Here is a 22,352-nt window from a genome sequence, read left to right as displayed (position 1 = left end):
GCTGCTACCGGTGCTGATCGTCAAACTGTCGGCGCTGCGCGTCGATCAGCGGCTGGTTCGCCCTCACCCACGCACCGAGCTGCATGCCCTGCTCCGCGAGAGATCGCCCGAGATCGGTCAGCGCATATTCGACCTGTGGCGGCACGCTCGGATGGACGGTGCGGGTGAGCATGCCGTCGCGCTCCAGCGCACGCAGGGTGCGCGTCAGCATCTGCTGCGAAATACCCGCGACCGCACGGCGAAGTTGGTTGAAGCGCAGCGGGCCGGCATCAAGGGTGACGATAACGGGGAGCGTCCAGCGACCGCCGATCCAGCCTAAATGGCGCGCGATGTCGGCGCAGCCGCCTGTTTCGTCGTGAGGGGTGGTCACCTGCATATGACTAGGTCTCCGAAATATGCGTTCTTGGCGCGAGATGCTCGCGTCCATAGCTAGCCGGGGAACCCAACAAGTCTGGACCGTTCCCATGAAGCTCCTTCATCTCGATTCCTCGATCCAGGGCGATGCCTCGGCCAGCCGCCGCCTCTCCGCGGCGATTGTCGAGCAACTCCGGGGATCCGATGCGTCGCTTGAGGTCCGCTATCGCGACCTCGCCGCAGCGCCGCTTCCGCATATCACTCTCCCGGGACTGGCGCGCGAGGCCGCCGTGTCGGTGCTCGACGAGTTTCTCGCTGCCGACATCATCGTGATCGGCGCGCCGATGTATAATTTCGGCCTTCCGACGCAGCTCAAGGCGTGGTTCGACCACATCCTCATTGCCGGCAAGACGTTCCGCTATGGCGAGCAGGGTGTCGAGGGGCTGGCCGGGGGGAAGCGGGTGGTCGTCGCGCTCTCGCGGGGTGGCATCTACGCGGCGAGCAGCCCGATGGCCGCAAACGAGCATGCGGAAGCGCACGTCCGCGCCATGCTCGGCTTCATTGGCATCACCGATCTGACGTTCATCGTTGCCGAAGGTGTTGCCTTCGGTGAGGAGGTCCGTGCAGCGGCGATGGAAGGCGCACTGGCCGAGGTGAAAGCCATCGGCGTTCACGCCCAGGCTGCCTAAACGATGGATCGGCGCCCGACGGAGGTCGGGCGCCGATCCTGTCGGTTGAGGCAGCACAAGCATCACGGCCGGGTCGCGGGCGTCACGCGTTTCCAGAAGTCGTCAAACGCGATCGCATCGAAGAACGCATGCGCTTCCACGATTTGGCCGCCCTGCAGGCGCAGGATCCACGCGTAGCTGTTCGCATAGGCCTTGCCGTCGAGCGCCACACCCTTGGCGTCGAAGTGCGCGACAACCGTGTCGCCATCAGCATAGAGGCGATGGACCGTAGGGATCAGCCGATCGCGCATGCGGGCGTTGAACGGGCGGATCACCTCGGCGAGGAAGGCTTCCTTGCTGGGGTAGGTCTTCCCGGCCAGCGAGTTGCCCGCGATCGTCCAGCGCGCATCCGGTGCCAGCAGATCATAGGGGCTGCCGGTGCCGTCGGCCCAGGCCTGGAGACCTTGTGCGACGAGCGCACGATTGCGGGCCTCTTCGGTTTCGGCGGCGTGGGCCGTCTGCGAGCCGAACAGCGTGCCGGCGACGAGCGACGCGACGATCCCGCGGCGCAGGAGGGTGGCGAACGGGGTCATCGGGCGCCTCCCGTCTGGGCTTCAACTGCCGCGACGGCAGCCTGTGCCACTTCGAAGTCCTGAGCGACGGCGCCGCCCGAGATGCCGATGGCGCCGATCACGCGCCCGTCAGGGCCATGAACCGGAATGCCGCCGGCGAAGACGACGAGTCCGCCGTTGGTGTTCTCAAGGCCGGGCGAGGTGCCGCCGGGCTTGCAGAACTCGCCGATCACCTCGGTGTTGAAGCCGAAGAGGGCGGCAGTCTTGGCCTTGCCGAGCGCGATGTCGGCCGAGCCGAGCAACGCGCCGTCCATGCGGGCGAAGGCCTTGAGGTTCGCACCGTCATCGAGGACGGCGATGTTCATGGGAACGCCGATGGCGTCGGCGGCGCGGCGGGCGGCGGCGATCGCAAGATCGGCCTGCGGCTGGGTGATGCTCATGTCGGGATCCTTTCGGAAAGGAAGGGGCCGGCCGCGGCAGGGGAGGGGGGAGGTGCCGCGGCCGGCGGGGCGGGAGGCCGGATCAGATCCGGTTCTCCCAAGCCTTCAGCTGATGGTCCTTCAGCATGTCCTCGATGACCTGCGGGACGACGTTGCGGAACTTGCCCTCGTCGGCCGGCACGATCTCGATCATGCGATCGATCATCTCGGTCGGGTCCATCTTGCCTTCGGGCGTCGCGAAGAAGTCGTCGAAGCCCTTGCGGAGGTCGGCGCGCTTCGTGAAGTTCACCGAGTCATCGAGCCAGCGGAAAGGGTTGTCCGCCATCGTCTCGTTGTAGCCGGTGTAGTAGGCGCCGGGGTTGATCGTCTGGACCTTGACGCCATAGGAGGCGAGTTCCTGCTGCATCGCCTCGGCGAAGGCCTCCAGCGCATGCTTGGTCGACACATAGGTGCCCCAGTTCGCCGGGGTGAACAGGCCGCCCATCGACGAGGTGAAGACCACCTTCTTGCCCTGGCTCTTGCCTTCGCGGACCCAGCGCTGGACGATGCCCTGCGTGAGGGTCAGCGGCAGGAACACGTTCACCTCATAGTTCTTGCGAACGAGGTCGACGGGGATCTCCCAGACCGGGCCGGCTTCGCCCATACCCGCGTTGTTCCAGAGGACGTCGATGTCCCAGCTCTGGGCCTGGCGGATGTCGTAAGGGTCGGTGAGGTCGAGGCGCTCGACGCGCAGGTTGGTGAGGCCCAGCGCCGCGGCTTCCTCACGCAGCGGCGTGACCTGCGACGAAACCTGGGTGGTCGCGATGATGTTGTGGCCGTTCTTGGCCATGCCGATCGCGGCGGCCTTGCCGAAGCCCGAACCGGCGCCGGTGATGAGGATGGTCTTGCTGGTCGTCATGTTCTGTCTCCCTGTTTGTCGGCGCTTGGTTGCGTCCGATGACAGAGAGGTACTCAAGCGTCGGCGGAGCCGCCGTCGCTGGCTTGCGGCAACTATCGCTGGATTGCGGCGCCGCGCGCCACCGTGGTTCTAGATCCGCTGACGAAAGCCGCTTGGCGTGACGCCGACCAGCTTGCGAAAGCTCGCCGCGAACGACGACGGCGTCTCATAGCCGACGGCCAGCGCGACCTCCGTAATTGGCAGCTCCCGATCGGCCAGCAGACGTCGCGCCTGCTCGATGCGCAGCCCGACCAGCCAGTTGTGCGGCGTGCTGCCCGTCGCCTGGCGAAAGGCAGTGCAGAAATGAAATCGGCTGAGGCCGATCAGATCGGCCAGCGCATCAAGGCCAATCGGTTCGTCGAGATGGTCGCGCATGTAGGCCGTCACCTTGCGAACCTGCCAATCGGCAAGCCCGCGCCGCGCTTGCTGCTGTAACGCGGCGAACGACGAGTGGCCGCGGATCAGTTGGGTCACGAGCAAGTCGGTGGCCTGCTCAACGAACAGCCGCGCGGAGATGTCAGCGACCGCGGCGTCGCGGCCGAGCAATTCCATGATGCGGGCCGCCGCCGGATCTTCGAAGCCAACCCGCGAAAGCAACTCGACCGGGCGACCGCCGGCCAACTGATCAGCGCAATCGCGCAGCCGCTCGCGGGACAGGAAGACATGGCTGACGCCGATCGGACCGGCGATGTCCCAGCGCCCTTCATGGCCCTCGGGGATGATGGTGATCGTGCCGCTGCGCGTGGCACCCGCCAGTCGCTCGGCGCCCCGGCGCCAGACGATGTCCTGCGGCTCGCCATAATAGGTGATGATCACATGGCCTTCCATCGCGGGAAGGTGATCGTGAAGCGCGCCGTGACCCCAGGGGCCTGTCAGCCGGGTCTGTCCGCGCAGCGCATCCTCGACGACCGGCGGCGCCTGGTCGAGGATGCGAGCCAGCGCGTCCGGCGCGCTGCCCAATATGCCCGTTTCCGCCCCCATCGTGCGTTCCCGGCGTGGCTGTGTTGGCGCCAGCCTAACGCGAAATCGCCGCTGGAAACAGAGCGCCCCGATCGCTTGGAGGAAAAGCGACCGGGGCGAGTTTGGGGGGGAAGGGGATCAGGCGGCGGCGAAGTCGGTCGACACCGAAACGCGGCGCCAGTCGGCGAGGATGGCAGCATCCGATGCGTGCTTCGCCTCGATCGCGGCGACAGTGTCGCTGCCAAGCGGCAGGCGCACCGGCGGGTTAGCCGCAGCTGCGAAATCGACGATGACGCGCGCCAGCTTGTCGGGGTCGCCGGGCTGGCCGTGGTTCAGGTTGACGGCGTGACCGCGGACCGCGCCGGCCGTCGCGTTGTAATCCTCGATGCGTTCGCTGCTTACCGACAGCGAGCTGGCGTCGAGGAAGTCGGTGCGGAAATAGCCGGGCTCGATAACCGTCACATGGATGCCGAGCGGGGCGAGCTCGGCATGCAGCGCCTCCGACAGCCCTTCCACCGCAAACTTGGTGGAGGAATAGACGCCGAAGCCCGCCGCACCGCGATAGCCGCCGATCGACGAGATGTTGAGGATGCGGCCCGAACGCCGCGCGCGCATGTAGGGCAGCACTGCGCGGGTCACGTCGAGAAGCCCGAACACGTTGGTGCGGTATAGGCGTTCGACATCGGCGCCGCTCGCCTCTTCGACCGCGCCAAGCAGGCCGAAACCGGCGTTATTGAGCAGCACGTCGATCGCGCCGAAACGCTCCACAGCAGCGGAAGCGGCGGCGCGGGCCTGCGCCTCGTCGGTCACGTCGAGCGCGACCGCCAGCAGATTGGGATGCTCGCCGAGGGCTTCGACGATGGCGTCGGCGCGGCGGGCGGTGGCGACGACATTGTCGCCCTGCGCAAGCGCGAGGCGGGCGATGCGCAGGCCGAAACCGCGCGAGGCACCGGTGATGAGCCAGGTATTCATGTGATCAATCCTTTCCTTCCAATGTGGACAGGCAAAGGAATAGGCGGCGTATCTGGGGGCTGCCGTTCGCGGATTTCGGCGACTATCGCGATCTTGCGATGCCGCGCGGCCGATCAGATCGAAATGATGCCGCGCCGGTTCGCGACGGTGACGGCATGCGCGCGATCATCGACGCCGAGCTTGGCATAGATGCTCTTCAGATGTGACTTCACCGTGTCCTCGGTGATCGACAGCGCCCGCGCGATTTCCTTGTTTGCGCGCCCGTTGGCGACCTCGATGAGGACCGCTACCTCGCGGTCGCTTAGCGGCTCCTCGGCGGCGTGAAGCGCGATTTCCTGCGCGACCGCGGGCGCGACGGCCCGGCAGCCGCTGTGGACGGCGCGGATCGCGTCGATCAGCTCGCGCCGCAAACCGCTCTTGAGCAGATAGCCGGCCGCGCCGGCGCGGAGCGCGCGCAGCGCCTGCGTGTCGCCGGCAAAAGTGGTCAGCACCAGGAAACGCGCGTTTGGCGCTTCGGCACGGAGCCGCTCGATCGCCTCTACGCCGTCCATCCCGGGCATCTGGAGGTCCATCAATGTGACGTCGGGTCCGAGCTGCCTGAACAGCTCGATACCTTCGAGCCCGCTTGAGGCCTCGCCCACCACGTGCATGTCGGGCTCCGAGCTCACGATCGCAACGACACCTTCGCGAAGCATCGGATGATCGTCGACCACCAGTATTCTAATCTTGTCTGCCATTGTTGCGGCTAGCCACCTGTTGCGAACCCGGTCATGTCGCTTACCGGCAAGAGTTGCTCAATCTCGCTAGGGTGGTCGTGGAGTCACCCAGACGGGTGATTGGTTCTCTATGGAGCTAGAGCCAACGCGGCTCCCTGCCTCTGTTGCCAATACTGACCGTAGTATGTGGCGCTTCACGAGGCGCGACGAGGCAGTCAGTATTTCCTTCCTTCGCGGTGGTGCGAAATGGGTGATGTCAGCCGCGGCCGCTGGAAACAACGCGAGGGCGGCACAGGGCGATCGGCCGGATATAGTATTGGGGGAGGGCAGGGAATGAAGGTTGGAACATCCCTTCTTATAGTCTTTGTTATGCTTCTGAGCGCGTGTTCGCACCGAACTGTGGAGCTATCGCGGCAGATATTACCCGCTACTGGCCAGCCGGCCCCCGGCGATCCGGCAGTTGGTCTGATCGCAGACTCTCAGCTCCAGTCGCTGCCTGCTTGGTCCGTTACCAATCTCTACCGGCAGCAGCTGGCCGATAAGATCATCAAGGTGACCATACGGCCGCCAGCGCTCGATTGGACGTCGCGCTATCTACTTTTGGCACATCTCGAAGCCCAACGGTTATCGGGAGCTCGAGCGATCTTTTATCTTGGAGATGGAGCAAACCACGGTTGCACCGATGAATTTACAGCCGGCCTGTCAGCAACGATGGAGGTGCGCAAGCAGCTTCCGCTTCACAGCCAGGGCGTTCTAGCAATTCTCGATACCTTTCGGCGCGAGGCGGGAGTTCCGGTCTTCTTCGTGCTTGGGAACCACGATTTCCTCGGAGCAGGCAACACGTCGAGCACCACACATCGACAAAGCCTTTGCGCACACAGCGCTTCGCAGCCGAACCCACCGCTTGCCAAGTTTGACGTTATCGAGGCGGTGGACCGTTTCAATCGGGGTAACACTGAGATTGCCGGCGATTGGGTCTACCAATCTAGCTTCACGGACCCGTCCGCGACGCGGGCTCACTGTGAGGCAGGCGAAAATCAACAAAGGCAGTGGGGGTGCTATCTTGCGGCGGTGGTCGACCATCGAGCCAGCGGCAGGAATATCCAATATCTGCTCCTTGATACCAACGACTATCTGGGTGTGAGCAGTTCAAGCGCACTAGGGCATGAGTTCGAGGGCCTGCGAGGCGCTATGTCTTTCGGAGCGCCCCGTAATGGCATCATCTCACAGACGGGCTGGTTTGAAGGTCACGTGGCTCGGCGGGTCGATATGCGGATCGCCTTGATGCACTACGATGTAGAAGCGCTGCGCAAGAAGCTCCCGGGAGTCGGTGCGATTTCCAAGAAATCGCAGCAGTTCATGAATCTCTTTACGCGCGACGACGCTACGCCGCTGCAAGCCGATGCTTATGCTGTTTCAGCGCATACGCACGCTCAAGGCCTTGGCGTTTTTCGGACGCCGTTTAGCTTGCAGTGCGGCACTATCTTCTGTCGGCCTGGAGATCGGCCGGCAATTAAAGAGTTGAACGTAGGGTCAACGACCGACCATCCTAGCCTGTCGGCCGTGCTCAGGTGGAATGTCGCGTCAGAGACAGATGGTGGACTTCGATATGAGGTTATCAGGCCAGCTACAACTTCCTGCCGAGCGATCGAAGCCGATCTGTTAGCCTATCATTTTCCGCGGCCTGTCGGCGCGGATTCTGCTCAGACCGGTTGGGCTGCGTTGGGCATCAAGCGAGCTGTCCCCAATAGCTACCACGGCTTCAAAGATGCGGACCTCAAATCGATCTGGGAAAACCTCTCTGCCTTCGTCAAAGGCGAGACCAAACGTGGCGTATGCGTGGGGCTTGAGGCGGCGGCGGTCGAAGCGCGGCAGCCCAAACCCTATTGATCCCGAGGCGCGGCGGCACCGTCCTCCACAATGACGCTCAGGATAGCCTCAAGAAGGACAGTTCGCGGAAACGAATTGCGATCAACGACAAGCCGCCCAGCTGGAATGCCTTTGTCCATGGGTAAGGTGACGGCCCAATGGTCGGCATGAGCGTAACCCAGCAAGCTCCCGCCGGGAAATATACCGTCATGGAACACCACTTGCCCGTCGTTTCGCTCATCAATCGAAGAAAGCTGCTTGTGAAAGGGCTTGAGGATCCGCGAGATCGAGCGGCGCTCAGCGAAGGCCGGCAACGAATAGTACCGATAGCGTTGCGGCAATTTATTCGCCGCCAACCACCTCAGTCGTTCGCGCCGGGTCAGGCTTGAAACTCCTTCTCCGTCACCCGGCTTGCATGTTGGAAACGGCAGCCAGCTGACAGCTTGATAGCGAGCCTCCCAGTTGTCGGCGAGCGGTGTGCCCGCGATCACTCCGGCGACGCTGACGATGCGGGTGCCGTCCGGCAACGTGTCCGGGTATTGTCCGATCAACTCGAGAATATCACTAACGCCCTTTGAGTATCCCACCAGGACCAGTTGCTGGTGAGCGGGCGTCGGATTTGAGGCAAGCCAGTTGCGAATGATCTCGGCGTTCCGGCGACTGCTGGAGCGGCCGTCAACCGGAACCCATTCTATCCGACCCAGTTCGTGCGCTTCGCTAAGGTGTGCGCCGGCATCCTGAAAAGGAAGGACACGGGATGCGACGCACTCGCCGAATATTCCAGGGATGACGACAATTCGCAGGTTCGCGAGAGACGGTGTCTTCCATCCCGACGATGGTTCCGCCCGCACCTCGCCATCTAACTTCACTAACGCATCGTCACACGGCCGATCGAACGGCAGCTCGCGCCCATGGTCCTCACGAATTGCGCAGAAGATTTGGCGAAAGCGGCCCCGTTCATCGGTGACGCCGGCAGCGGCAGTGGGCGCCAGTATGAGCGGGGGCGCATCCGTCGAGTAGGCGATACCAGCGCCAGATGCGCAACTTCCTAGAAAGGCTAAGGCTATGAAGCAGCTTGCAGATCTGCGCCAGATCGGATCATGGCGAGCGTTCATCCCTCGCATCCCGCAGTTCTCCTTACTCTTCGGGGGCAATCACCCCTGCCTCAATCTTTCCTATCTTCATCCACGTCCAAGTATCGAATATCGATCCGAATTGGCGGGTGGGCACCCTGCGTTCGCGGAAGCGAGCCGCCGCCTATGCGCGGTCAAGACAACGAGCGTTGCCAGTAACCCGCAAATATACCGCCCACCCGTGGGTACGCAGAGACTGCAGGGAGCGATACCGCCAAACAGGTTCCGATTGGTTGCCGCGCACGCACGGCCAATCTGCCCTTAAGCTGTTCGGCACGTTCGCGCATACCCACAAGGCCGAAATGACCTGGGCGGCGGCCCGCGGCAAGCACGTCGGATGGGATACCGACGCCGTCGTCCTCGAAGGTAACGTCGAGCTGTCGGCGGCCGAAAGTAATCGTCACGATCATCGTTTGCGCCCCACCGTGGCGGGTTGCATTGCTGAGCGCTTCGACAGCGATGGCGGCGAGCTCTGCCGCCGCGCCGCCAGCGACGAGGCGGGGTCGCCCCGCACGCACCATGCGCACATCGACAGGGCGATGGAGCCCCGGTCTGGCCAGTGCGAGCGCCAGCACCTCCTCAAGGTCGCGCGGCTCGTCGGCGGCGCGCAGGTTCTGCACCCGGTCGCGGCCTTCGACGACGAGGTCCTCGGCCCGATCGAGCGCAGTCTCCATTTCGCCGCGTAGATGGTGCTCGCGCGGCAGCCGCGCGGCCAGTCCCTGGAATTTGAGCAGGAGCCCGCTCACCCCCTGCAGCAATGTATCGTGCAGCTCGCGCGCGATACGCTCCCGCTCATCAAGCCGCTCCTGCAGTCGCTCGCTGAAGCGCTGGGCAAGGAAACGCAGCCGCAGCCGGTAAAGCAGTGTGGCAGCGACGAGTGCGGCGACGAGTGCCGCCACAAGGAAGGCCCGCGTCTGCACGAAGCTTGGGGTAATCGCGATGTCGATTGCTGCGCCGTTGGCGCTCGCCGCGCCGGCACTGGTGACCGCCGCAACATGGAAGCGGTAATCGCCCGGCGACAGGTTGGTATAAAAGGCCTGGCGTCGCGTGCCGGCTTCGATCCAGTCCGTATCGACGCCCTCGAGTCGATAGCGGAAGCTGGTGCCCTTGGGGTCGCTCAGCGCTGTCGCCGTATAGGCTACCTCGAAGCTGCGGCTGCCGACCGGCAGGATGACAGCCTCGTCGACATCATAGGCCCTGCCATCGGCCATCAACCCCTTGATCGCGACCTTCGGCGACGGTGGCGCATCGTCGAGGGCAGTGCGATCGAGTGACACCAGACCCTTGCTGGTCACGAACCACAGGCGGCCGAAGCGGTCGGCCACAGCATTGCGCGGGTGCATCATCATCGTTTCGCCGCGCAGTCCCTCCTCAGCACCGAACGGCTGGAAGCGAAGGGGCCGGCCGGGCGCGTCGAATGCCGCCCTCAGATCGGCCGTGCGGACCCGCATGATGCCAGAGAGCGCGTTGAGCCAGGTCCAGCCGTCGGCCAGCTCGACGATGCCGCTGACGTTGGTGAGCTGGGGATAGGCTTCTGCGCTGAGAATCTTCATCTCGCGGGCGACGAGGCAGCCCAGCCCGTTCTGCCCGCCGAGCAAGGTGCAGTGGCGTCCCTTGGCTGCCGTTTTGATGAAGCCGATAGACTGCTCGCCGCTTTTCCAGAGGGTCTCGCGCGCACCGTCCGCGACGCGCATGATGCGGTCGCGCGGGTAGATGAGCAGCGTTCCGCCGGTTGGCGCGGCGAGCATGCCGTAAGGCGCCTTCCGGCGCGGTCTCGACCATCGGCGCGATGGCGCGCCAGCGGCGTTCTTCGAGCCGGTAGAGCGGGCTGTGCGAGGCCGAGAGCAACAACCGTCCTTCAACATCGAAGGTACAGGCAAAGATGCGCCCGGTGCGGTCGCCGCCCAGCGCTGGCAGCGCCATCTTCCGCAACGTGCCGCCGGCAAAGCGAAAGAGTTCGTTGGGCGTCGCCACCACCAGCCCGTCCCGGTCCCCGCAGATCGTCTCGGCCGAGCGAATGCCGACCAGCCGCTCCGGGCCGCCACTGCCGATGCGGAACAGGCTTTCGTTCGAGATGAGATAGACCTCGCCGCCCGTGCCCGAGAACATGTCGTAGGAATAGGAGAGCGGCAGACCGGCAGCCCGTAGCGCCCGGCGTGGGCTGAAGCGATCGATGCCGAGGATCGTCCCGACCCAGATATTGCGCTCGCTGTCCTGGACCATCGACAGCGAAACGTCGGACGAGAGCCCATCCTCATTGTCGAACAGGCTTCCGTCCACTCGGAAGCGGTTGCCGCCCGGTTCGGGTATCAGCCGGCGCACGCCGTCCTCGGCGCCGGACAGCCACGCAGCGCCGTAGCGATCGAAGAGGAGCCTGCGGTAGAGGTCGCTGTGGGGTAGTCGCGTGACCGGTCCGACCTCACCCTTGCCATGCTCGACGCGGATCAGCTTGTCGGCATCGGCGATCCATATCCGGCCTTGCGGGTCCTCCGCTATCGTTGGCCCGAAGCCGATGTCCACCGGCTGGAAGTCGAAGCGCCGGGTGCCGGGGCGCAGCCGCCGAACGCCGTCGGGATTGACGAGATGGAGGCTGCCATCTCGCGCGACCAGCATGGCGATAGTGTTGGTGCCGAGCGGTAGGTTCCAGCTCTCGTCGATGTCGGTCCAACGGCCTGCCTTGAAGCGGATCAGGCGATTGCCCTTGCCGCCCGGTGCGCGCGCCCAGAGAGCACCGTCGCGCGTGACGGTAAGATAGACGGAGGTCTTCGATGGCGTCCCCGGGTTGGCCGGGCGGAGGTGACCGTCGCGATAGACCGCCATTCCGCCCCAGTCATAGCCGATCCAGACGTCGCCATTCGGCGCCGCCGCGACCGAGGCGACCTGCAGCGACTGGCCGCTGTCGCCGCCTTCGAGCGGGATGCGGTCGAAGCTGATGCCGTCGAAGCGGTAGAGGCCGGTCGCCGTTGCGAGCCACAGGAAGCCGTCGGGTGACTGCGCGACCCCCTGTACATTGGCTGGCGCGCCATCGGATTGCCAACTGAAATGCCTGATCTGTTCGAAGGCGTTGCCCGCCGCGCGCGCCGGAATCGATGACGCCACCGCGAGAAGAAGAAGCACGCCGGCCAGTGCGCGCGCGGATCGCGAGAAGGTTCGGAGCATCATCGCCGCCTCCCCATCGCCTGCCTCACCTCAGAGCGAGATGATGCCCCGCCGCAGCGCCACGGTGACGGCCTGTGTGCGGTCGTTGACGTCGAGTTTGGCGTAGATACTCCGAAGATGCGATTTGACCGTATCCTCCGACAGTGAAAGCTCCCACGCGATGAGCTTGTTGGCCTTGCCGGCCGCGACCATGTCGAGGATCGCAATCTCGCGCGCGGTCAGCGGATCTTCCGCCGCATGCAGCGCGATCTCCTGCGCGATCTGCGGGAGCACGAAGCGTTTGCCGGCATGGACGGTGCGAATTGTGTCGAGCAATTCCCTGCGCAGCGAGCTTTTGAGCAGATAGCCGGCGGCTCCGGCCTTCAGCGCGCGCATCGCCTGCATGTCGCCTTCAAGCGTCGTCAGCACAATCACACGCGCGGTGGGCGCCGCTGCGCGAATTTCGGTGATGGCGTCGACGCCCGACATCTCTGGCATCTGAAGGTCCATCAGCGTGACGTCCGGCCGCAGCTTGCGAAACGCCTCCACCGCTTCCGCCCCGTTCGAGGCCTCTCCGATGATGGTCATGTCGGCTTCCGGCGCGATGATGGCCGTAATGCCTTCCCGGAACATCGCGTGATCATCGACGATGAGCAGGCGGATCGGTGCACCGCCCGTCATCGCGGCGAGACCCGGCCGGTCGCTTCGACCCAAGAGTTGTCAGCGATCATCCCCAATACCTCTGTAAGCGCGGTTGCGCCCATCTCCCCTCCAGACGGCCTCCCGCGAATTATATTCATTCCGGACATCATTGCACGTCCGCAACGGAATCAACCGATCGGGGGATCGGCAAACCCACCGAAAGTGTGATCGGCCGGCCCCCCGCCCGGCATCGTTCGTTTTCGCGGCGGTCGGCACTCTCAACCTGCAATCGAGCAGAGGGATTGGGAGCCATGACGAACGCCAGCATCGCCTTCGCGGCACAGGATGTCGGAACCGCTTTTCCGGGCTGGATGGCTTTCATGCCGGCTCGTCCGCAGGCGCCGCGCGTGCCGGAATGGTCCGGGCGTGGGCTGGCGCCGTGGCAGCTGCGGCGGGTCGCCGATTATGTCCGCGCCAATCTTGACCAGCCGATCTCGCTGGCGGCTCTCGCCGAACTCGCACGGCTGAGCCGCTTCCACTTCTGCACCGCCTTCCGCCATGCCACCGGCCAGACGCCGGGCGACTGGGTTACCGACGAGCGCATCCGCCGCGCGGCGGAACTGCTCGACCAGCATGAGCTGAGCATCACCGAGATCGCGCTGGAAGTCGGCTACGAAACGCCGTCGTCGTTCACCGCGCGCTTCCGCCAGCGCATGGGCGTCACGCCCTCGGAATATCGGCGCACCCTCTGATCGCGCCCAGCCATCCACGCCAACACCGGGAGATAGCCATGTCGCGCCTCATCATCGAAGACACCGCTCGCGACAAGTCGGTCGCACTGCTGGCCGTGACGCTTGTCGACCTCATCGATCTAGAGCGGCGGCTGAAGTCTGCGCACTGGAACGTCCGGGGACCCCGCTTCATCGCCTTGCACGAGCTTTTCGATCGCGTGGCCGGTGAAGTCCGCGACGCTGGGGATGATGTCGCCGAACGGATCGTGATCCTCGGCGGCTTCGCCGACGGCTCGGTTCGGACGGCGGCAAGCCTGTCGATGCTGTCACGTGTCGACGACAGCCCGGGTTGGGACGAGGCCGAATGGGTCTCGCATGTCGCTGAAGTCATCGCCGAAGCGGGTGGGCGTGCGCGCCGGGCTATCGAGGAAGCTGCAGCCGCCGGCGATGCCGACACCGCGGATCTGCTGACCGGCCTTTTGCGCGATCTCGACAAGCAGCTTTGGCTGATCGAAGCTAACCTCGGTTAGTCGAGTCCGCCGTCGCGGCGACCGCAGGGTGCGCCGCCAGAGGTGAGGGGCACCGCTATGGCCACCGAAGAACATGCAATCGACCTGCTGCCCGTCGTGGCGTTGTTAGGGGCCGCGACCATCGCCGCGCCACTTTTCCAGCGGCTCAAGCTTGGCTCGGTGCTCGGCTACCTCGCGGCAGGCGTGCTGATCGGGCCGTTTGGCGTTGGCCTGCTGAACGAACCGGCGCAGTTGTTGCGGATCGCCGAGCTCGGCGTGGTGATGTTCCTGTTCCTCATCGGACTTGAGATGCGGCCGTCGCGGCTGTGGGGGCTTCGTCGCGCCATCTTCGGCCTCGGTCTCACCCAGGCGCTGCTGTGCGCCGCCGCGCTCACGCTGGTCGGCGTGGCCACAGGGTTCCCGCTGGCGCCGTCCTTTGTCGCAGGCGCAGGCTTCGTCCTCACCTCGACCGCAATCGTCATGCGGCTGCTTGAGGATCGACAGGAGATGGTGACGCCCGCCGGCGAGCGCATTGTCTCGATCCTGTTGCTCGAAGATCTGGCGATCGTGCCGCTGCTCGCACTCGTGGCCTTTCTGGCACCGATCGCGCCCGGCAATGCCGGTGACGAAGGCATCAACCTGACCGCGATCGGGATCGGCACCTTGTCGATCGCGGGGCTGGTTCTGGCCGGACGCTATCTGCTCAACCCGATGTTCCGTCTTCTCACCAACGTCCAGGGGCGCGAGGTGATGACCGCAGCGGCTCTGCTCGTCGTGCTCGGCGCCGCCTACGCCATGCAGTTGGGCGGCCTATCGATGGCGATGGGTGCCTTTCTCGCCGGCGTCCTTCTGTCGGAATCGACCTTCCGTCATCAGCTTGAGGCGGACATCGAGCCGTTTCGCGGCATCCTGCTTGGGCTTTTCTTCCTCGCGGTCGGCATGTCGCTCGACCTCGGCGTCGTTGTCGCCAACTGGTCGACCGTTCTCTTCTACGTGTTCGCCTACATGGCGGCGAAGGGCGTACTGATCTATGCCGTCGCGCGCCTGTTCCGGTCGTCGCATCGCGAGGCCCTGACGCGCGCGGTGATCATGGCGCAGGGCGGGGAGTTCGCCTTTGTCCTCTATTCGGCGGCGCTGGCCACGGGCATCATCACCGGCGAACAGAATGCGATCCTCACGGCCATTGTCATCATCTCGATGGTACTAACGCCGATCGCGACGGCGGTACTGGGGCGGTTCATCCGCGAAGCGCCGAGCGGTGCTACGGGTGAGGGCCCGCCCGAAGGATTGCGCGCCAGTGCCCTCGTGATCGGTTTTGGCCGCGTTGGGCAGATCGCCAGTCAGTTCCTTCTCGCCCGCGGCCATGCGGTATCGATCATCGATACCGACATAGAGATGATCGACGCCGCCCGGCGCTTCGACTTCAGGGTCTATTACGGCGACGGGACGCGCCTCGACATCCTGCGCGCGGCCGGTGTCGAGCATGCTGCGCTCGTTCTGGTCTGCGTCGACCGTGCAGAGGCGGCGACCCGTATCGTGCAGATTCTGAAAGCCGAGTTTCCACGCCTTCGCGTGCTGGCCCGCTCCAGCGATCGCGTTCACGCCCGCGAGCTACTGGCCGCCAAGGCCGACTTCCAGGTCCGCGAGACCTTCGAATCCGCCCTCCGCCTCGGGCAGAAATCGATTGAGATGATGGGCGCCACTCCGGACGAGATCGCCGAGTTCACCACGCGGATTCGGCAGCGGGACCGCCAACGCCACGAGGTTGAGCTGGAGACCGGCGACACGTTTGCGGGGCGTTCGGTGTTCAGCGGCAAGGCCGACGAGGCGGTGATCGATCTTCGCAGACCTAGTAAGTAGACTATGGCGACGTTGGCAGCCGGTGATCCCTGAACTGCTCGCGCAGCGCCGTCTTCTGGATCTTGCCGGTGGCGGTGTGCGGGATGGCGTCGACGAACACGACGTCGTCTGGCATCCACCATTTGGCGATGCGGTCGCGCAGATGGGCGAGGATGTCGGCGCCGCCTACCGTGGCGCCGTCTTTCCGCACCACGATCAGCAACGGCCGCTCGTCCCACTTCGGGTGCGGCAGGCCGATCACCGCCGCCTCGGCGACGCCGGGGCAGCCGACGGCGGCATTTTCCAGCTCGATCGAACTGATCCACTCGCCGCCTGACTTGATGACGTCCTTCGAGCGGTCGGTGATCTGCATATAGCCGCGCGGGTCGATGGTCGCGACGTCGCCGGTGTCGAACCAGCCGTCTTCATCGAGCACCTTGCCGCCGTCGCCCTTGAAATAGGTGTCGACGGTCCACGGCCCGCGCACCATCAAATTGCCGAACGAGACGCCGTCGCGCGGTACGTCTTTGCCGTCCGCGTCGCGCAATGTCATCTCGACGCCGAACAATGCGCGGCCCTGCTTGCTCTTGAGGTCGATCTGCCGCTCGCGGCTCTCCGCCATGCCACCGGCGCACAGCATGCCGACCGAACCCACCGGCGACATCTCGGTCATCCCCCAGGCGTGGATGACGGTGGCGCCATAGGTATCTTCCAGCGTCTCGATCATCGACCGCGGTGCGGCCGATCCGCCGATGATCACCCGCTCGACCCGACCGAGATCGGCGCCGGTCGCCTCGAGGTGCTGCAGCATCCCCAGCCACACCGTCGGTACGGCGGCGGTGACCGTCACGCCCTCGTCGATGATGAGACGGTGAAGCGTCTCCGGGTCATTGTTCGGTCCACCCATCACGAACTTCGCGCCGGCCGCCGCCGCCGCATAGGGCAGGCCCCAGGCGTTGGCGTGGAACATCGGCACGACGGGCAGGATGACAGTGCGCGATGAGATGCCGAACGCATCGATCTGGCACGCCCCCAGCGTATGCAGCACGTTCGACCGATGCGTGTAGAGCACGCCCTTCGGATTGCCGGTGGTGCCCGAGGTATAGCAGAGGCCCGCCGGCGTGTTCTCGTCGAGCTCTGGCCAGTCGTAGGCGCCGTCCTCGGCGGTAACGAGATCCTCGTAGCAGAGCAGGTCGAGCGATGAGTTCGCCGGCATATGCGCGCGGTCGGTCATCAGTACGAAATGCTTGATCGTCTCGAAGCGCGGCGCCAGCTCCTCGACCAGCTTGAGGAAGGTCAGGTCGAAGAACAGGACCTGATCCTCGGCGTGGTTGGCGATATAGGCGATCTGGTCCTAGAACAGCCGTGGGTTGATGGTGTGGGCGACCGCCCCCATCCCGGAGATGCCGTACCAGCATTCGATATGACGCCAGGTGTTCCAGGCGAGCGTCGCGACGCGGTCGCCCTGCTTGATGCCGAGGCGGGTCAGCGCCTGCGCGATCTTCTTCGACCGCCCGTGCAGCTCCAGCCAGTTGGTGCGGTGCAGCGGCCCTTCGACCGACTGCGTCACGATCTCTACTGTCGGGTAGGCGCGCGCCGCATGGTCGATCAGCTTCGACACCAGCAACGGCCAATTCTGCATCGACCCCAGCATTGAAAACCTCCCCACCCATCATGTCGTTCGGGGGCGGGTTATAGGGGGCAGGGTCGGCGCCCGGCACCGGCGGCGGCGCCTGCCGTGCATTTCTACATGTGCGTAAACGCGGGCGGCTGCGCGCTCTTGTCACTTCAGCGCGCTTTGACCGGGCTCGCCGGCGCGCACTATCCTCGTCGTTGCTGTCGCCGTCTACCGGCAGCGAAGTCATGGCAGGTGTCTTATGGTCGGAGTGGTCAAGTCGGCGGCGCGCGCCTTCGATGTGCTCGAATATTTCGAAGCGGTCTGCGAGCCGCTGTCGCTGAAGCAGGTTGCCGATCATTTCGCCTGGCCGGTATCGAGCGCGGCGGCGCTGCTGAAGTCGATGGTGGTGAAAGGCTACCTCGACTACGACCGCTTCACGCGCACCTATATGCCGACGATGCGGCTGGCGACGCTCGGCCACTGGGTGTCGGACAAGCTGTTCGAGGGCGACGAAGTTCTCGCAGTCATGCGCGAGCTTCAGGACTTGACCGGCGAGACGATCAGCCTTGGTGCGCAGAGCGATCTGCAGGCGCAGCATATCCATGTGCTGCCGTCGCGGTCGGCGCTCACTGTCCAGCTTCGCCCCGGCACCTGCCGGCCGCTGCTGCGCTCGGGCCTCGGCACTCTTCTGCTGTCCGCGCGCACTGACGAGATCATCGACCGGCTGGTGCGGCGGGTGAACATCGAGCAGCCCGACCCGTCGAAGCGCGAGCGGTTCGACGAGGTCATCGCGCGAGTGAACGAGGTTCGCGAGCTGGGCCATGTCTACGCGCGGCACACCTATGTCCAGGGCGCGGCGATTATCGGCATGCTACTGCCGCGGCCACGGCTCGGCCGTGTCATGGCGATTAACGTCATCGGGCCGGATGACCGGCTGGCAGCGCTGCATGGCGACATCGTCGCCACGCTGCATGAACGGCTGTCGCGAATGACGCCGCGCGACGACGCCGACACTTACACATCCGAAGAAATGCATCTCGACGCGCTCGCCCCCTAGAGCCCAACCCCGTTCGGGGTCTACGTATCGCTCCGCGCAGAGACGGGCTTCATGTCCGTCGCCAAGCAAGAAGGCCACCGAGGCCGCATTGCGCAGGGAGGATGTGTTCGCGATGAGTATCGCAAAGTCGGCGCGCGCGCCGCTGCCCCTCGTTGACGAGGACCGGAGCGCGGGGCGCTTCCGCGTCAATCGCGACGCGTTTCTCAGCGAGGAGGTGCTCGCGCTCGAGCAGGAGCGCATCTTCGATCGCTGCTGGCTTTATCTCGCGCATGAATCCGAGGTGGCGGCCGCCCGCAGCTTCCTGACGCGCGACGTCGCCGGCAAGCCCATCCTGCTGACCCGGGACAAGGACGGCGAGCTTCGCGCATTCCATAACGTCTGCACGCATCGCGGCGCGCTGGTGTGCCGCGAGCGGTCAGGGACGGCGCCGGCGTTCACCTGCCCCTATCACGCCTGGACGTTCAGCCTGTCGGGCAAGCTCAACGGCATGCCCGGCCGCGAAGGGCTGGCGGCGGACGCCAACGACGACGGCTCGCTCAACCTGCGTCCCGTCGCCCGGCTCGAGGTATTCCGCGGCTTCATCTTCATCTGCTTCGATACCGAGGTGGAGCCGCTGCTCGACTATCTGAAAGAGTCGGCGGACTATCTCGCCTATGTCGCCGATCAGGGCCCGAACGGCATGGAGATCGTCGCGGGCGCCCAGGAATATGCCATCAACGCCAACTGGAAGCTGCTGCTGGAAAACAGCATCGACGGCTACCACGGCATGCCGACGCATTCGACCTACTTCGAATATCTGCGCAGCCGCGATGGCGCGCCGGCCAAGCAGGTCAAGGTCGGCAACGTCGGCTGGGTGAAGAACCTCGGTAACGGCCACGCGGTGGGCGAGTCGATCGGTGAGGTGCCGTGGGGCCGGCCCTATGCGCGCTGGGTGCCGGGCTTCGGCGAGGCCTCGCGCGGCGAGATCGATACGTTGCAGGCGGAGATCATGGAGCGGCTGGGGCCGGAGCGCGGCGCCGTCGTCGCGACCGGCGACCGCAACCTGGCGGTGTTCCCAAACCTCGTCGTCAACGACATCATGGCGATCACTGTGCGCACCTTCTATCCGGCCGGGCCGGACCGGATGGTGGTGACGAGCTGGGCGCTGGCGCCGATCGGCGAGAGCGAGGAATCGCGCGCCCGTCGCCTGCGCAACTATGTCGAGTTCCTCGGCCCGGCCGGCTTTGCGACGCCCGACGACATCGAGATGCTGGAGGCCGCCCAGAAGGGCTATGTCTCCGGCGGCTGGAACGACGTGTCGCGCGGGATGCTGCTCGAGAAACAGTCGAAGACCGAGGAGCTCGCGCTCCGCACTTTCTGGCGGCGCTGGAACCAGCTGGTGACCGATGGTTCGGAAGAGGAGCTCGTCGGCCCATGACCGTTCTTCCCACCCGTGCCGAGGTCGAGGACTTCCTGTTTCGCGAGGCCCGGCTGCTCGACGAATGGCGGCTGACCGAATGGTCGGCGCTGTTCACTGAAGACGGTGAATATCATGTGCCGTCGACCGACCTGCCCGACGGCGACGCCAACTCGTCGCTGTTCCTGATCAACGACGATCACCACCGGCTGGTCGAGCGGGCGATCCGCCTGCTCAAACGGGCGGCGCATGCCGAGTTTCCGCGTTCCAAGACCCGGCACATGATCGCCAACGTCGAGGTCGAGGCAGGCGAAGACGGGCTGATCCGCGTGCGCTGCAACTTCGTCGTGCATCGCAGCCGCGGCGACCGGCTCGACGTCTTCCCCGGCCATGCGATCTACGACCTGCGGCCGGTGGACGGCGGCGGCTTCGCGATCCGCCGCAAGCGCGCCGTGCTCGATTGCGACACGCTGCGCCTGCAGGGCCGCATCTCGATCATCCTCTAGTCGCGCCGCGGCGCATCATGGAAGGCGGAGCCGTGCAGCTCAGCGCAGAGTCGACCAGCCGCTTCGTTCAGGCCGGCGACGTTCGGATCCACTATCACGAGGCCGGCGAGGGGCCTGTGCTGCTCGCCATCCACGGTGGCGCGCCCGGTGCCTACGGCTGGGGCAATTTCGGGCAGAACCTCGCGGCGCTGTCGCAGCATTTCCGCGTGGTGATCGTCGACCTTCCCGGCTACGGCAAGTCCGACAAGCCCGCCATCGCCACCGGCCGCTACGGCTTCTATGCCGACGTGTTCGAGAACATGCTCACCGCGCTCGGCATCGACCGCTGCCACATTGTCGGCCTGGCGACCGGCGGCGCGGCGGGCTTGATGATGGCGCTGCGCCGCCCCGAACTGATCGAGCGGCTCATCGTCGTCGCGCCGCCGGTCGGGCCGTCGCTGTTCGCGGCTGCGCCGACCGAGGGCGCCAAGCACATTATGGGCTACTACGGCGGCACCGGCCCGAGCCGCGAGAAGATGCAGCGCTATCTCGAGACGATCATCTTTGACAAGTCGCGGATCACCGATGAGCTGATCGACGACCGCCACCGGGTAAGCATCGATCCCGACTTCATGGCGACGGCGCACGAAGGCCACGCCCGCTCGACGCCCGTCGAGCCGATCTGGCAACGGCTGAGTGAGGTCGAGACCGAGACGCTCATCATCTGGGGGCGCGAAAACCGCGTGATCGGCTTCGATGTCGGGCTGTTCATGCTCGCGCAGATGAAGCGCGCGCAGCTCAACGTGTACGGCCGCACCGGGCTGTGGGCGCCATGGGAACAGACCGCGCGGTTCAACCGCGACGTGATCGGCTTTCTGTCTGCCGACATCTAATCAACGGCGAGCAGCCGAAGGGGAAGCGATATGACGAGTGTGGTTTCATCTTCGCCGACCCCGATTCCGCAAAGCGGCGGCTTCAGCGCGGCGCGAGCCTGGTATGTGGTCGCAATCCTCGCCGCGCTCTACGGCATCTCCTTCATCGATCGCTACATGCTCGCGCTTGTTGTCGATCCGGTGTCGAAGGAACTCGGCATCGGCGATACGCAGATGGGCGTCCTGCTCGGCGCCGGCTTTGCGATGGTCTATGCGCTGGCGGGGCTGCCGCTCGCCCAGATGATCGATCAGTTCCAGCGGCGGCTCATCGTCGTCGCCGGCGTTCTTCTCTGGAGCGGGACGACGATGGCCTCGGCGTTCGCGCACGACTTCATGACGCTGGCGTTGTGCCGGGCCGGGATCGCAATCGGCGAGGCGGTGCTGACGCCGGCGGCGATCTCGCTCATCGCGGATATGTTTCCCCAGCATAAGCGGGCGCTACCGGTTTCGGTCTACGGCGTCGTCGCCACCGTGATGGGCACGGGCGCGTTCGTCGTCGGCGGCGCCGCGCTCGATGTCGCACAGCATATCAGCTTCGGCGGTCTCAGCGACTGGCGTATCGCCTTCATCCTCGTCGGCTCGCCGGGCATCTTTCTGGCCCTGCTGATGCTGTGGACGGTGGACGAGCCGGCGCGCGAGATCACGTCGGACGTCCGGGCACAGGACGACAACGGCGGCGTCGCCTCTTTCTTCGCCTTCCTGAAGCGCGAGTGGCGGCTGTTTCTCCCCTACTTCGTCGGTACCGGCGCCTGGTCGCTGTGCAGCGCCAGCATCCTGGCATGGGCGCCGACCTTCCTTGTGAGGGCCTATGGTCTGGAGGCAGCAGAAGCCGGCTATTTGTTCGGCACCGTCGGCGTTCCCGTCGCGATCGTCGGATCGTTCCTGTGGCCGTTGGCGGCGACGAAGCTGGAGCAGCGCGGGCGCCGCGACGGCATTATCCTGATTTATCTTCTCGCCTGCCTGATCGGTGCGCCGATGTTCGCCCTCATGGCGCTCGCGCCGACACTCACCGTCACCATGGTCGCGATCGGCTTTCTTATGCTCGCGATGAGCTCGAACGCGGTCCTCGCCGCGCTCGCGATGCAGACCTATGGACCGAGCCGCATGCGCGGGCGGCTGATGGCGTTGAACCTCATGTTCAAGAGCATCATCGGCCTGTCGGGCGGGCCGGTTCTGGTCGCGCTATTCGCGAGCAACTGGGAGGGCGATCCGCGCGCGCTCGGCTACGGCATGATGGTCGTGGGGCTGGTCGGCGGCGCACTTTCGGTGATCTTTCTGGCGCTTGCGCTGCCTGGCGCCCGGCGTCGAGCCTAAGCTTCGGCACGCGTTCGGATTCTACATATATATAGTTGCATTTCAGGGCGGCTTTTCAATTTACACACGC

21 protein-coding genes and 1 pseudogene are annotated in these 22,352 nt (G+C 65.2%); 10 read left to right on the top strand and 12 right to left on the bottom strand.

Translation table 11 applies throughout. The features are described from left to right. Window positions 1–4: 4 nt before the first annotated feature. Window positions 5–376 (bottom strand): winged helix-turn-helix transcriptional regulator, encoded by a 372-nt coding sequence (locus ACFOMD_RS01610; RefSeq protein ID WP_380855788.1) that lies wholly within the window; start codon window positions 374–376, stop codon window positions 5–7. A gap of 37 nt (window positions 377–413) precedes the next feature. Here ACFOMD_RS01610 and ACFOMD_RS01605 point away from each other — a divergent pair, with 37 nt between their 5' ends. Then, window positions 414–1,043, top strand: coding sequence for an FMN-dependent NADH-azoreductase (locus ACFOMD_RS01605; protein WP_380855785.1), 630 nt, complete (start codon window positions 414–416; stop codon window positions 1,041–1,043). 62 nt (window positions 1,044–1,105) lie between these two features. Here the strand turns inward: ACFOMD_RS01605 and ACFOMD_RS01600 are convergent, their stop codons facing one another. From ACFOMD_RS01600 to ACFOMD_RS01575, 6 genes are all read right to left on the bottom strand, one after another. After that, complete coding sequence (locus ACFOMD_RS01600; RefSeq protein WP_380855782.1) at window positions 1,106–1,615, bottom strand: nuclear transport factor 2 family protein; 510 nt, start codon at window positions 1,613–1,615, stop codon at window positions 1,106–1,108. Then, window positions 1,612–2,034 carry a GlcG/HbpS family heme-binding protein gene (locus ACFOMD_RS01595; protein ID WP_380855779.1) on the bottom strand — a complete coding sequence of 141 codons (423 nt, stop codon included), beginning with the start codon at window positions 2,032–2,034 and terminating at the stop codon, window positions 1,612–1,614. The genes ACFOMD_RS01600 and ACFOMD_RS01595 overlap by 4 nt, the downstream gene beginning before the upstream one ends. An 82-nt stretch (window positions 2,035–2,116) precedes the next feature. After that, window positions 2,117–2,932: an SDR family oxidoreductase gene (locus ACFOMD_RS01590; protein WP_380855776.1), complete on the bottom strand. Its 816-nt coding sequence runs from the start codon at window positions 2,930–2,932 to the stop codon at window positions 2,117–2,119. A 129-nt stretch (window positions 2,933–3,061) separates the two neighbouring features. After that, window positions 3,062–3,952 (bottom strand): helix-turn-helix domain-containing protein, encoded by an 891-nt coding sequence (locus tag ACFOMD_RS01585; RefSeq protein ID WP_380855773.1) that lies wholly within the window; start codon window positions 3,950–3,952, stop codon window positions 3,062–3,064. 117 nt (window positions 3,953–4,069) lie between these two features. Further along, entirely contained in the window at window positions 4,070–4,903 is an 834-nt protein-coding gene (locus tag ACFOMD_RS01580) for an oxidoreductase (protein WP_380855770.1), read from the bottom strand. Window positions 4,904–5,016: 113 nt separating this feature from the next. Beyond that, window positions 5,017–5,640, bottom strand: a complete 624-nt coding sequence (locus tag ACFOMD_RS01575; RefSeq protein ID WP_380855767.1) for a response regulator — start codon at window positions 5,638–5,640, stop codon at window positions 5,017–5,019. A 312-nt stretch (window positions 5,641–5,952) separates the two neighbouring features. Here ACFOMD_RS01575 and ACFOMD_RS01570 point away from each other — a divergent pair, with 312 nt between their 5' ends. Continuing rightward, the gene (locus tag ACFOMD_RS01570) at window positions 5,953–7,509 is read left to right on the top strand and encodes a hypothetical protein (protein WP_380855764.1); all 1,557 of its coding nucleotides are present in this window, start codon (window positions 5,953–5,955) and stop codon (window positions 7,507–7,509) included. Here the strand turns inward: ACFOMD_RS01570 and ACFOMD_RS01565 are convergent. The 4 genes from ACFOMD_RS01565 to ACFOMD_RS01550 form a co-directional block, all read right to left on the bottom strand. Continuing rightward, window positions 7,503–8,603 carry a hypothetical protein gene (locus tag ACFOMD_RS01565; protein WP_380855761.1) on the bottom strand — a complete coding sequence of 367 codons (1,101 nt, stop codon included), beginning with the start codon at window positions 8,601–8,603 and terminating at the stop codon, window positions 7,503–7,505. The two genes, ACFOMD_RS01570 and ACFOMD_RS01565, sit on opposite strands and share 7 nt — an antisense overlap. Window positions 8,604–8,755: 152 nt before the next feature. Next, on the bottom strand, window positions 8,756–9,832 hold the full coding sequence (locus ACFOMD_RS01560; RefSeq protein WP_380856696.1) for an ATP-binding protein: 1,077 nt from the start codon (window positions 9,830–9,832) through the stop codon (window positions 8,756–8,758). A 160-nt stretch (window positions 9,833–9,992) separates the two neighbouring features. Then, window positions 9,993–11,783 (bottom strand): ligand-binding sensor domain-containing protein, encoded by a 1,791-nt coding sequence (locus ACFOMD_RS01555; RefSeq protein WP_380855758.1) that lies wholly within the window; start codon window positions 11,781–11,783, stop codon window positions 9,993–9,995. A 27-nt stretch (window positions 11,784–11,810) separates the two neighbouring features. Then, window positions 11,811–12,440 carry a response regulator gene (locus tag ACFOMD_RS01550; protein WP_380855755.1) on the bottom strand — a complete coding sequence of 210 codons (630 nt, stop codon included), beginning with the start codon at window positions 12,438–12,440 and terminating at the stop codon, window positions 11,811–11,813. Window positions 12,441–12,712: 272 nt separating this feature from the next. Here ACFOMD_RS01550 and ACFOMD_RS01545 point away from each other — a divergent pair, with 272 nt between their 5' ends. The 3 genes from ACFOMD_RS01545 to ACFOMD_RS01535 are packed head-to-tail and all read left to right on the top strand — an operon-like array spanning window position 12,713 to window position 15,501. Further along, the gene (locus ACFOMD_RS01545) at window positions 12,713–13,153 is read left to right on the top strand and encodes a helix-turn-helix transcriptional regulator (RefSeq protein WP_380855753.1); all 441 of its coding nucleotides are present in this window, start codon (window positions 12,713–12,715) and stop codon (window positions 13,151–13,153) included. Beyond that, window positions 13,135–13,662 (top strand): DNA starvation/stationary phase protection protein Dps, encoded by a 528-nt coding sequence (gene dps, locus ACFOMD_RS01540; RefSeq protein ID WP_380856693.1) that lies wholly within the window; start codon window positions 13,135–13,137, stop codon window positions 13,660–13,662. The genes ACFOMD_RS01545 and dps overlap by 19 nt, the downstream gene beginning before the upstream one ends. Window positions 13,663–13,719: 57 nt before the next feature. Further along, window positions 13,720–15,501: a monovalent cation:proton antiporter-2 (CPA2) family protein gene (locus ACFOMD_RS01535; protein ID WP_380855750.1), complete on the top strand. Its 1,782-nt coding sequence runs from the start codon at window positions 13,720–13,722 to the stop codon at window positions 15,499–15,501. Between the two features lies 1 nt (window position 15,502). Here ACFOMD_RS01535 and ACFOMD_RS01530 read toward each other — a convergent pair. Further along, a pseudogene (locus ACFOMD_RS01530) lies at window positions 15,503–17,134 on the bottom strand (3-(methylthio)propionyl-CoA ligase). Between the two features lie 223 nt (window positions 17,135–17,357). Here ACFOMD_RS01530 and ACFOMD_RS01525 point away from each other — a divergent pair. The 5 genes from ACFOMD_RS01525 (at window position 17,358) to ACFOMD_RS01505 (ending at window position 22,282) form a co-directional block, all read left to right on the top strand. After that, window positions 17,358–18,155, top strand: coding sequence for an IclR family transcriptional regulator (locus ACFOMD_RS01525; RefSeq protein ID WP_380855747.1), 798 nt, complete (start codon window positions 17,358–17,360; stop codon window positions 18,153–18,155). 112 nt (window positions 18,156–18,267) lie between these two features. After that, window positions 18,268–19,572, top strand: a complete 1,305-nt coding sequence (locus tag ACFOMD_RS01520; protein ID WP_380855744.1) for an aromatic ring-hydroxylating oxygenase subunit alpha — start codon at window positions 18,268–18,270, stop codon at window positions 19,570–19,572. Continuing rightward, complete coding sequence (locus ACFOMD_RS01515; RefSeq protein ID WP_380855741.1) at window positions 19,569–20,057, top strand: aromatic-ring-hydroxylating dioxygenase subunit beta; 489 nt, start codon at window positions 19,569–19,571, stop codon at window positions 20,055–20,057. Before ACFOMD_RS01520 ends, ACFOMD_RS01515 begins: the two co-directional genes overlap by 4 nt. A 32-nt stretch (window positions 20,058–20,089) precedes the next feature. Further along, entirely contained in the window at window positions 20,090–20,929 is an 840-nt protein-coding gene (locus ACFOMD_RS01510; RefSeq protein WP_380855739.1) for an alpha/beta fold hydrolase, read from the top strand. 30 nt (window positions 20,930–20,959) lie between these two features. Further along, window positions 20,960–22,282, top strand: coding sequence for an MFS transporter (locus ACFOMD_RS01505; protein ID WP_380855736.1), 1,323 nt, complete (start codon window positions 20,960–20,962; stop codon window positions 22,280–22,282). The last annotated feature ends 70 nt before the right edge of the window (window positions 22,283–22,352 follow it).

The organism is Sphingoaurantiacus capsulatus (genome assembly GCF_042648405.1).
Lineage (GTDB): Bacteria > Pseudomonadota > Alphaproteobacteria > Sphingomonadales > Sphingomonadaceae > Sphingoaurantiacus > Sphingoaurantiacus capsulatus.
The sequence above is the reverse complement of the archived record's forward strand: the minus strand, read 5'-3'. Positions and strand labels throughout refer to the sequence as shown.

Bases quoted from the DNA above. Each gene is read 5' to 3' on its own strand.
- ACFOMD_RS01610 (WP_380855788.1), bottom strand. From the start codon at position 376: ATGCAGGTGACCACCCCTCACGACGAAACAGGCGGCTGCGCCGACATC.
- ACFOMD_RS01605 (WP_380855785.1), top strand. From the start codon at position 414: ATGCTCGCGTCCATAGCTAGCCGGGGAACCCAACAAGTCTGGACCGTT.
- ACFOMD_RS01600 (WP_380855782.1), bottom strand. From the start codon at position 1,615: ATGACCCCGTTCGCCACCCTCCTGCGCCGCGGGATCGTCGCGTCGCTC.
- ACFOMD_RS01595 (WP_380855779.1), bottom strand. From the start codon at position 2,034: ATGAGCATCACCCAGCCGCAGGCCGATCTTGCGATCGCCGCCGCCCGC.
- ACFOMD_RS01590 (WP_380855776.1), bottom strand. From the start codon at position 2,932: ATGACGACCAGCAAGACCATCCTCATCACCGGCGCCGGTTCGGGCTTC.
- ACFOMD_RS01585 (WP_380855773.1), bottom strand. From the start codon at position 3,952: ATGGGGGCGGAAACGGGCATATTGGGCAGCGCGCCGGACGCGCTGGCT.
- ACFOMD_RS01580 (WP_380855770.1), bottom strand. From the start codon at position 4,903: ATGAATACCTGGCTCATCACCGGTGCCTCGCGCGGTTTCGGCCTGCGC.
- ACFOMD_RS01575 (WP_380855767.1), bottom strand. From the start codon at position 5,640: ATGGCAGACAAGATTAGAATACTGGTGGTCGACGATCATCCGATGCTT.
- ACFOMD_RS01570 (WP_380855764.1), top strand. From the start codon at position 5,953: ATGAAGGTTGGAACATCCCTTCTTATAGTCTTTGTTATGCTTCTGAGC.
- ACFOMD_RS01565 (WP_380855761.1), bottom strand. From the start codon at position 8,603: ATGAACGCTCGCCATGATCCGATCTGGCGCAGATCTGCAAGCTGCTTC.
- ACFOMD_RS01560 (WP_380856696.1), bottom strand. From the start codon at position 9,832: ATGGCCGATGGCAGGGCCTATGATGTCGACGAGGCTGTCATCCTGCCG.
- ACFOMD_RS01555 (WP_380855758.1), bottom strand. From the start codon at position 11,783: ATGATGCTCCGAACCTTCTCGCGATCCGCGCGCGCACTGGCCGGCGTG.
- ACFOMD_RS01550 (WP_380855755.1), bottom strand. From the start codon at position 12,440: ATGACGGGCGGTGCACCGATCCGCCTGCTCATCGTCGATGATCACGCG.
- ACFOMD_RS01545 (WP_380855753.1), top strand. From the start codon at position 12,713: ATGACGAACGCCAGCATCGCCTTCGCGGCACAGGATGTCGGAACCGCT.
- ACFOMD_RS01535 (WP_380855750.1), top strand. From the start codon at position 13,720: ATGGCCACCGAAGAACATGCAATCGACCTGCTGCCCGTCGTGGCGTTG.
- ACFOMD_RS01525 (WP_380855747.1), top strand. From the start codon at position 17,358: ATGGTCGGAGTGGTCAAGTCGGCGGCGCGCGCCTTCGATGTGCTCGAA.
- ACFOMD_RS01520 (WP_380855744.1), top strand. From the start codon at position 18,268: ATGAGTATCGCAAAGTCGGCGCGCGCGCCGCTGCCCCTCGTTGACGAG.
- ACFOMD_RS01515 (WP_380855741.1), top strand. From the start codon at position 19,569: ATGACCGTTCTTCCCACCCGTGCCGAGGTCGAGGACTTCCTGTTTCGC.
- ACFOMD_RS01505 (WP_380855736.1), top strand. From the start codon at position 20,960: ATGACGAGTGTGGTTTCATCTTCGCCGACCCCGATTCCGCAAAGCGGC.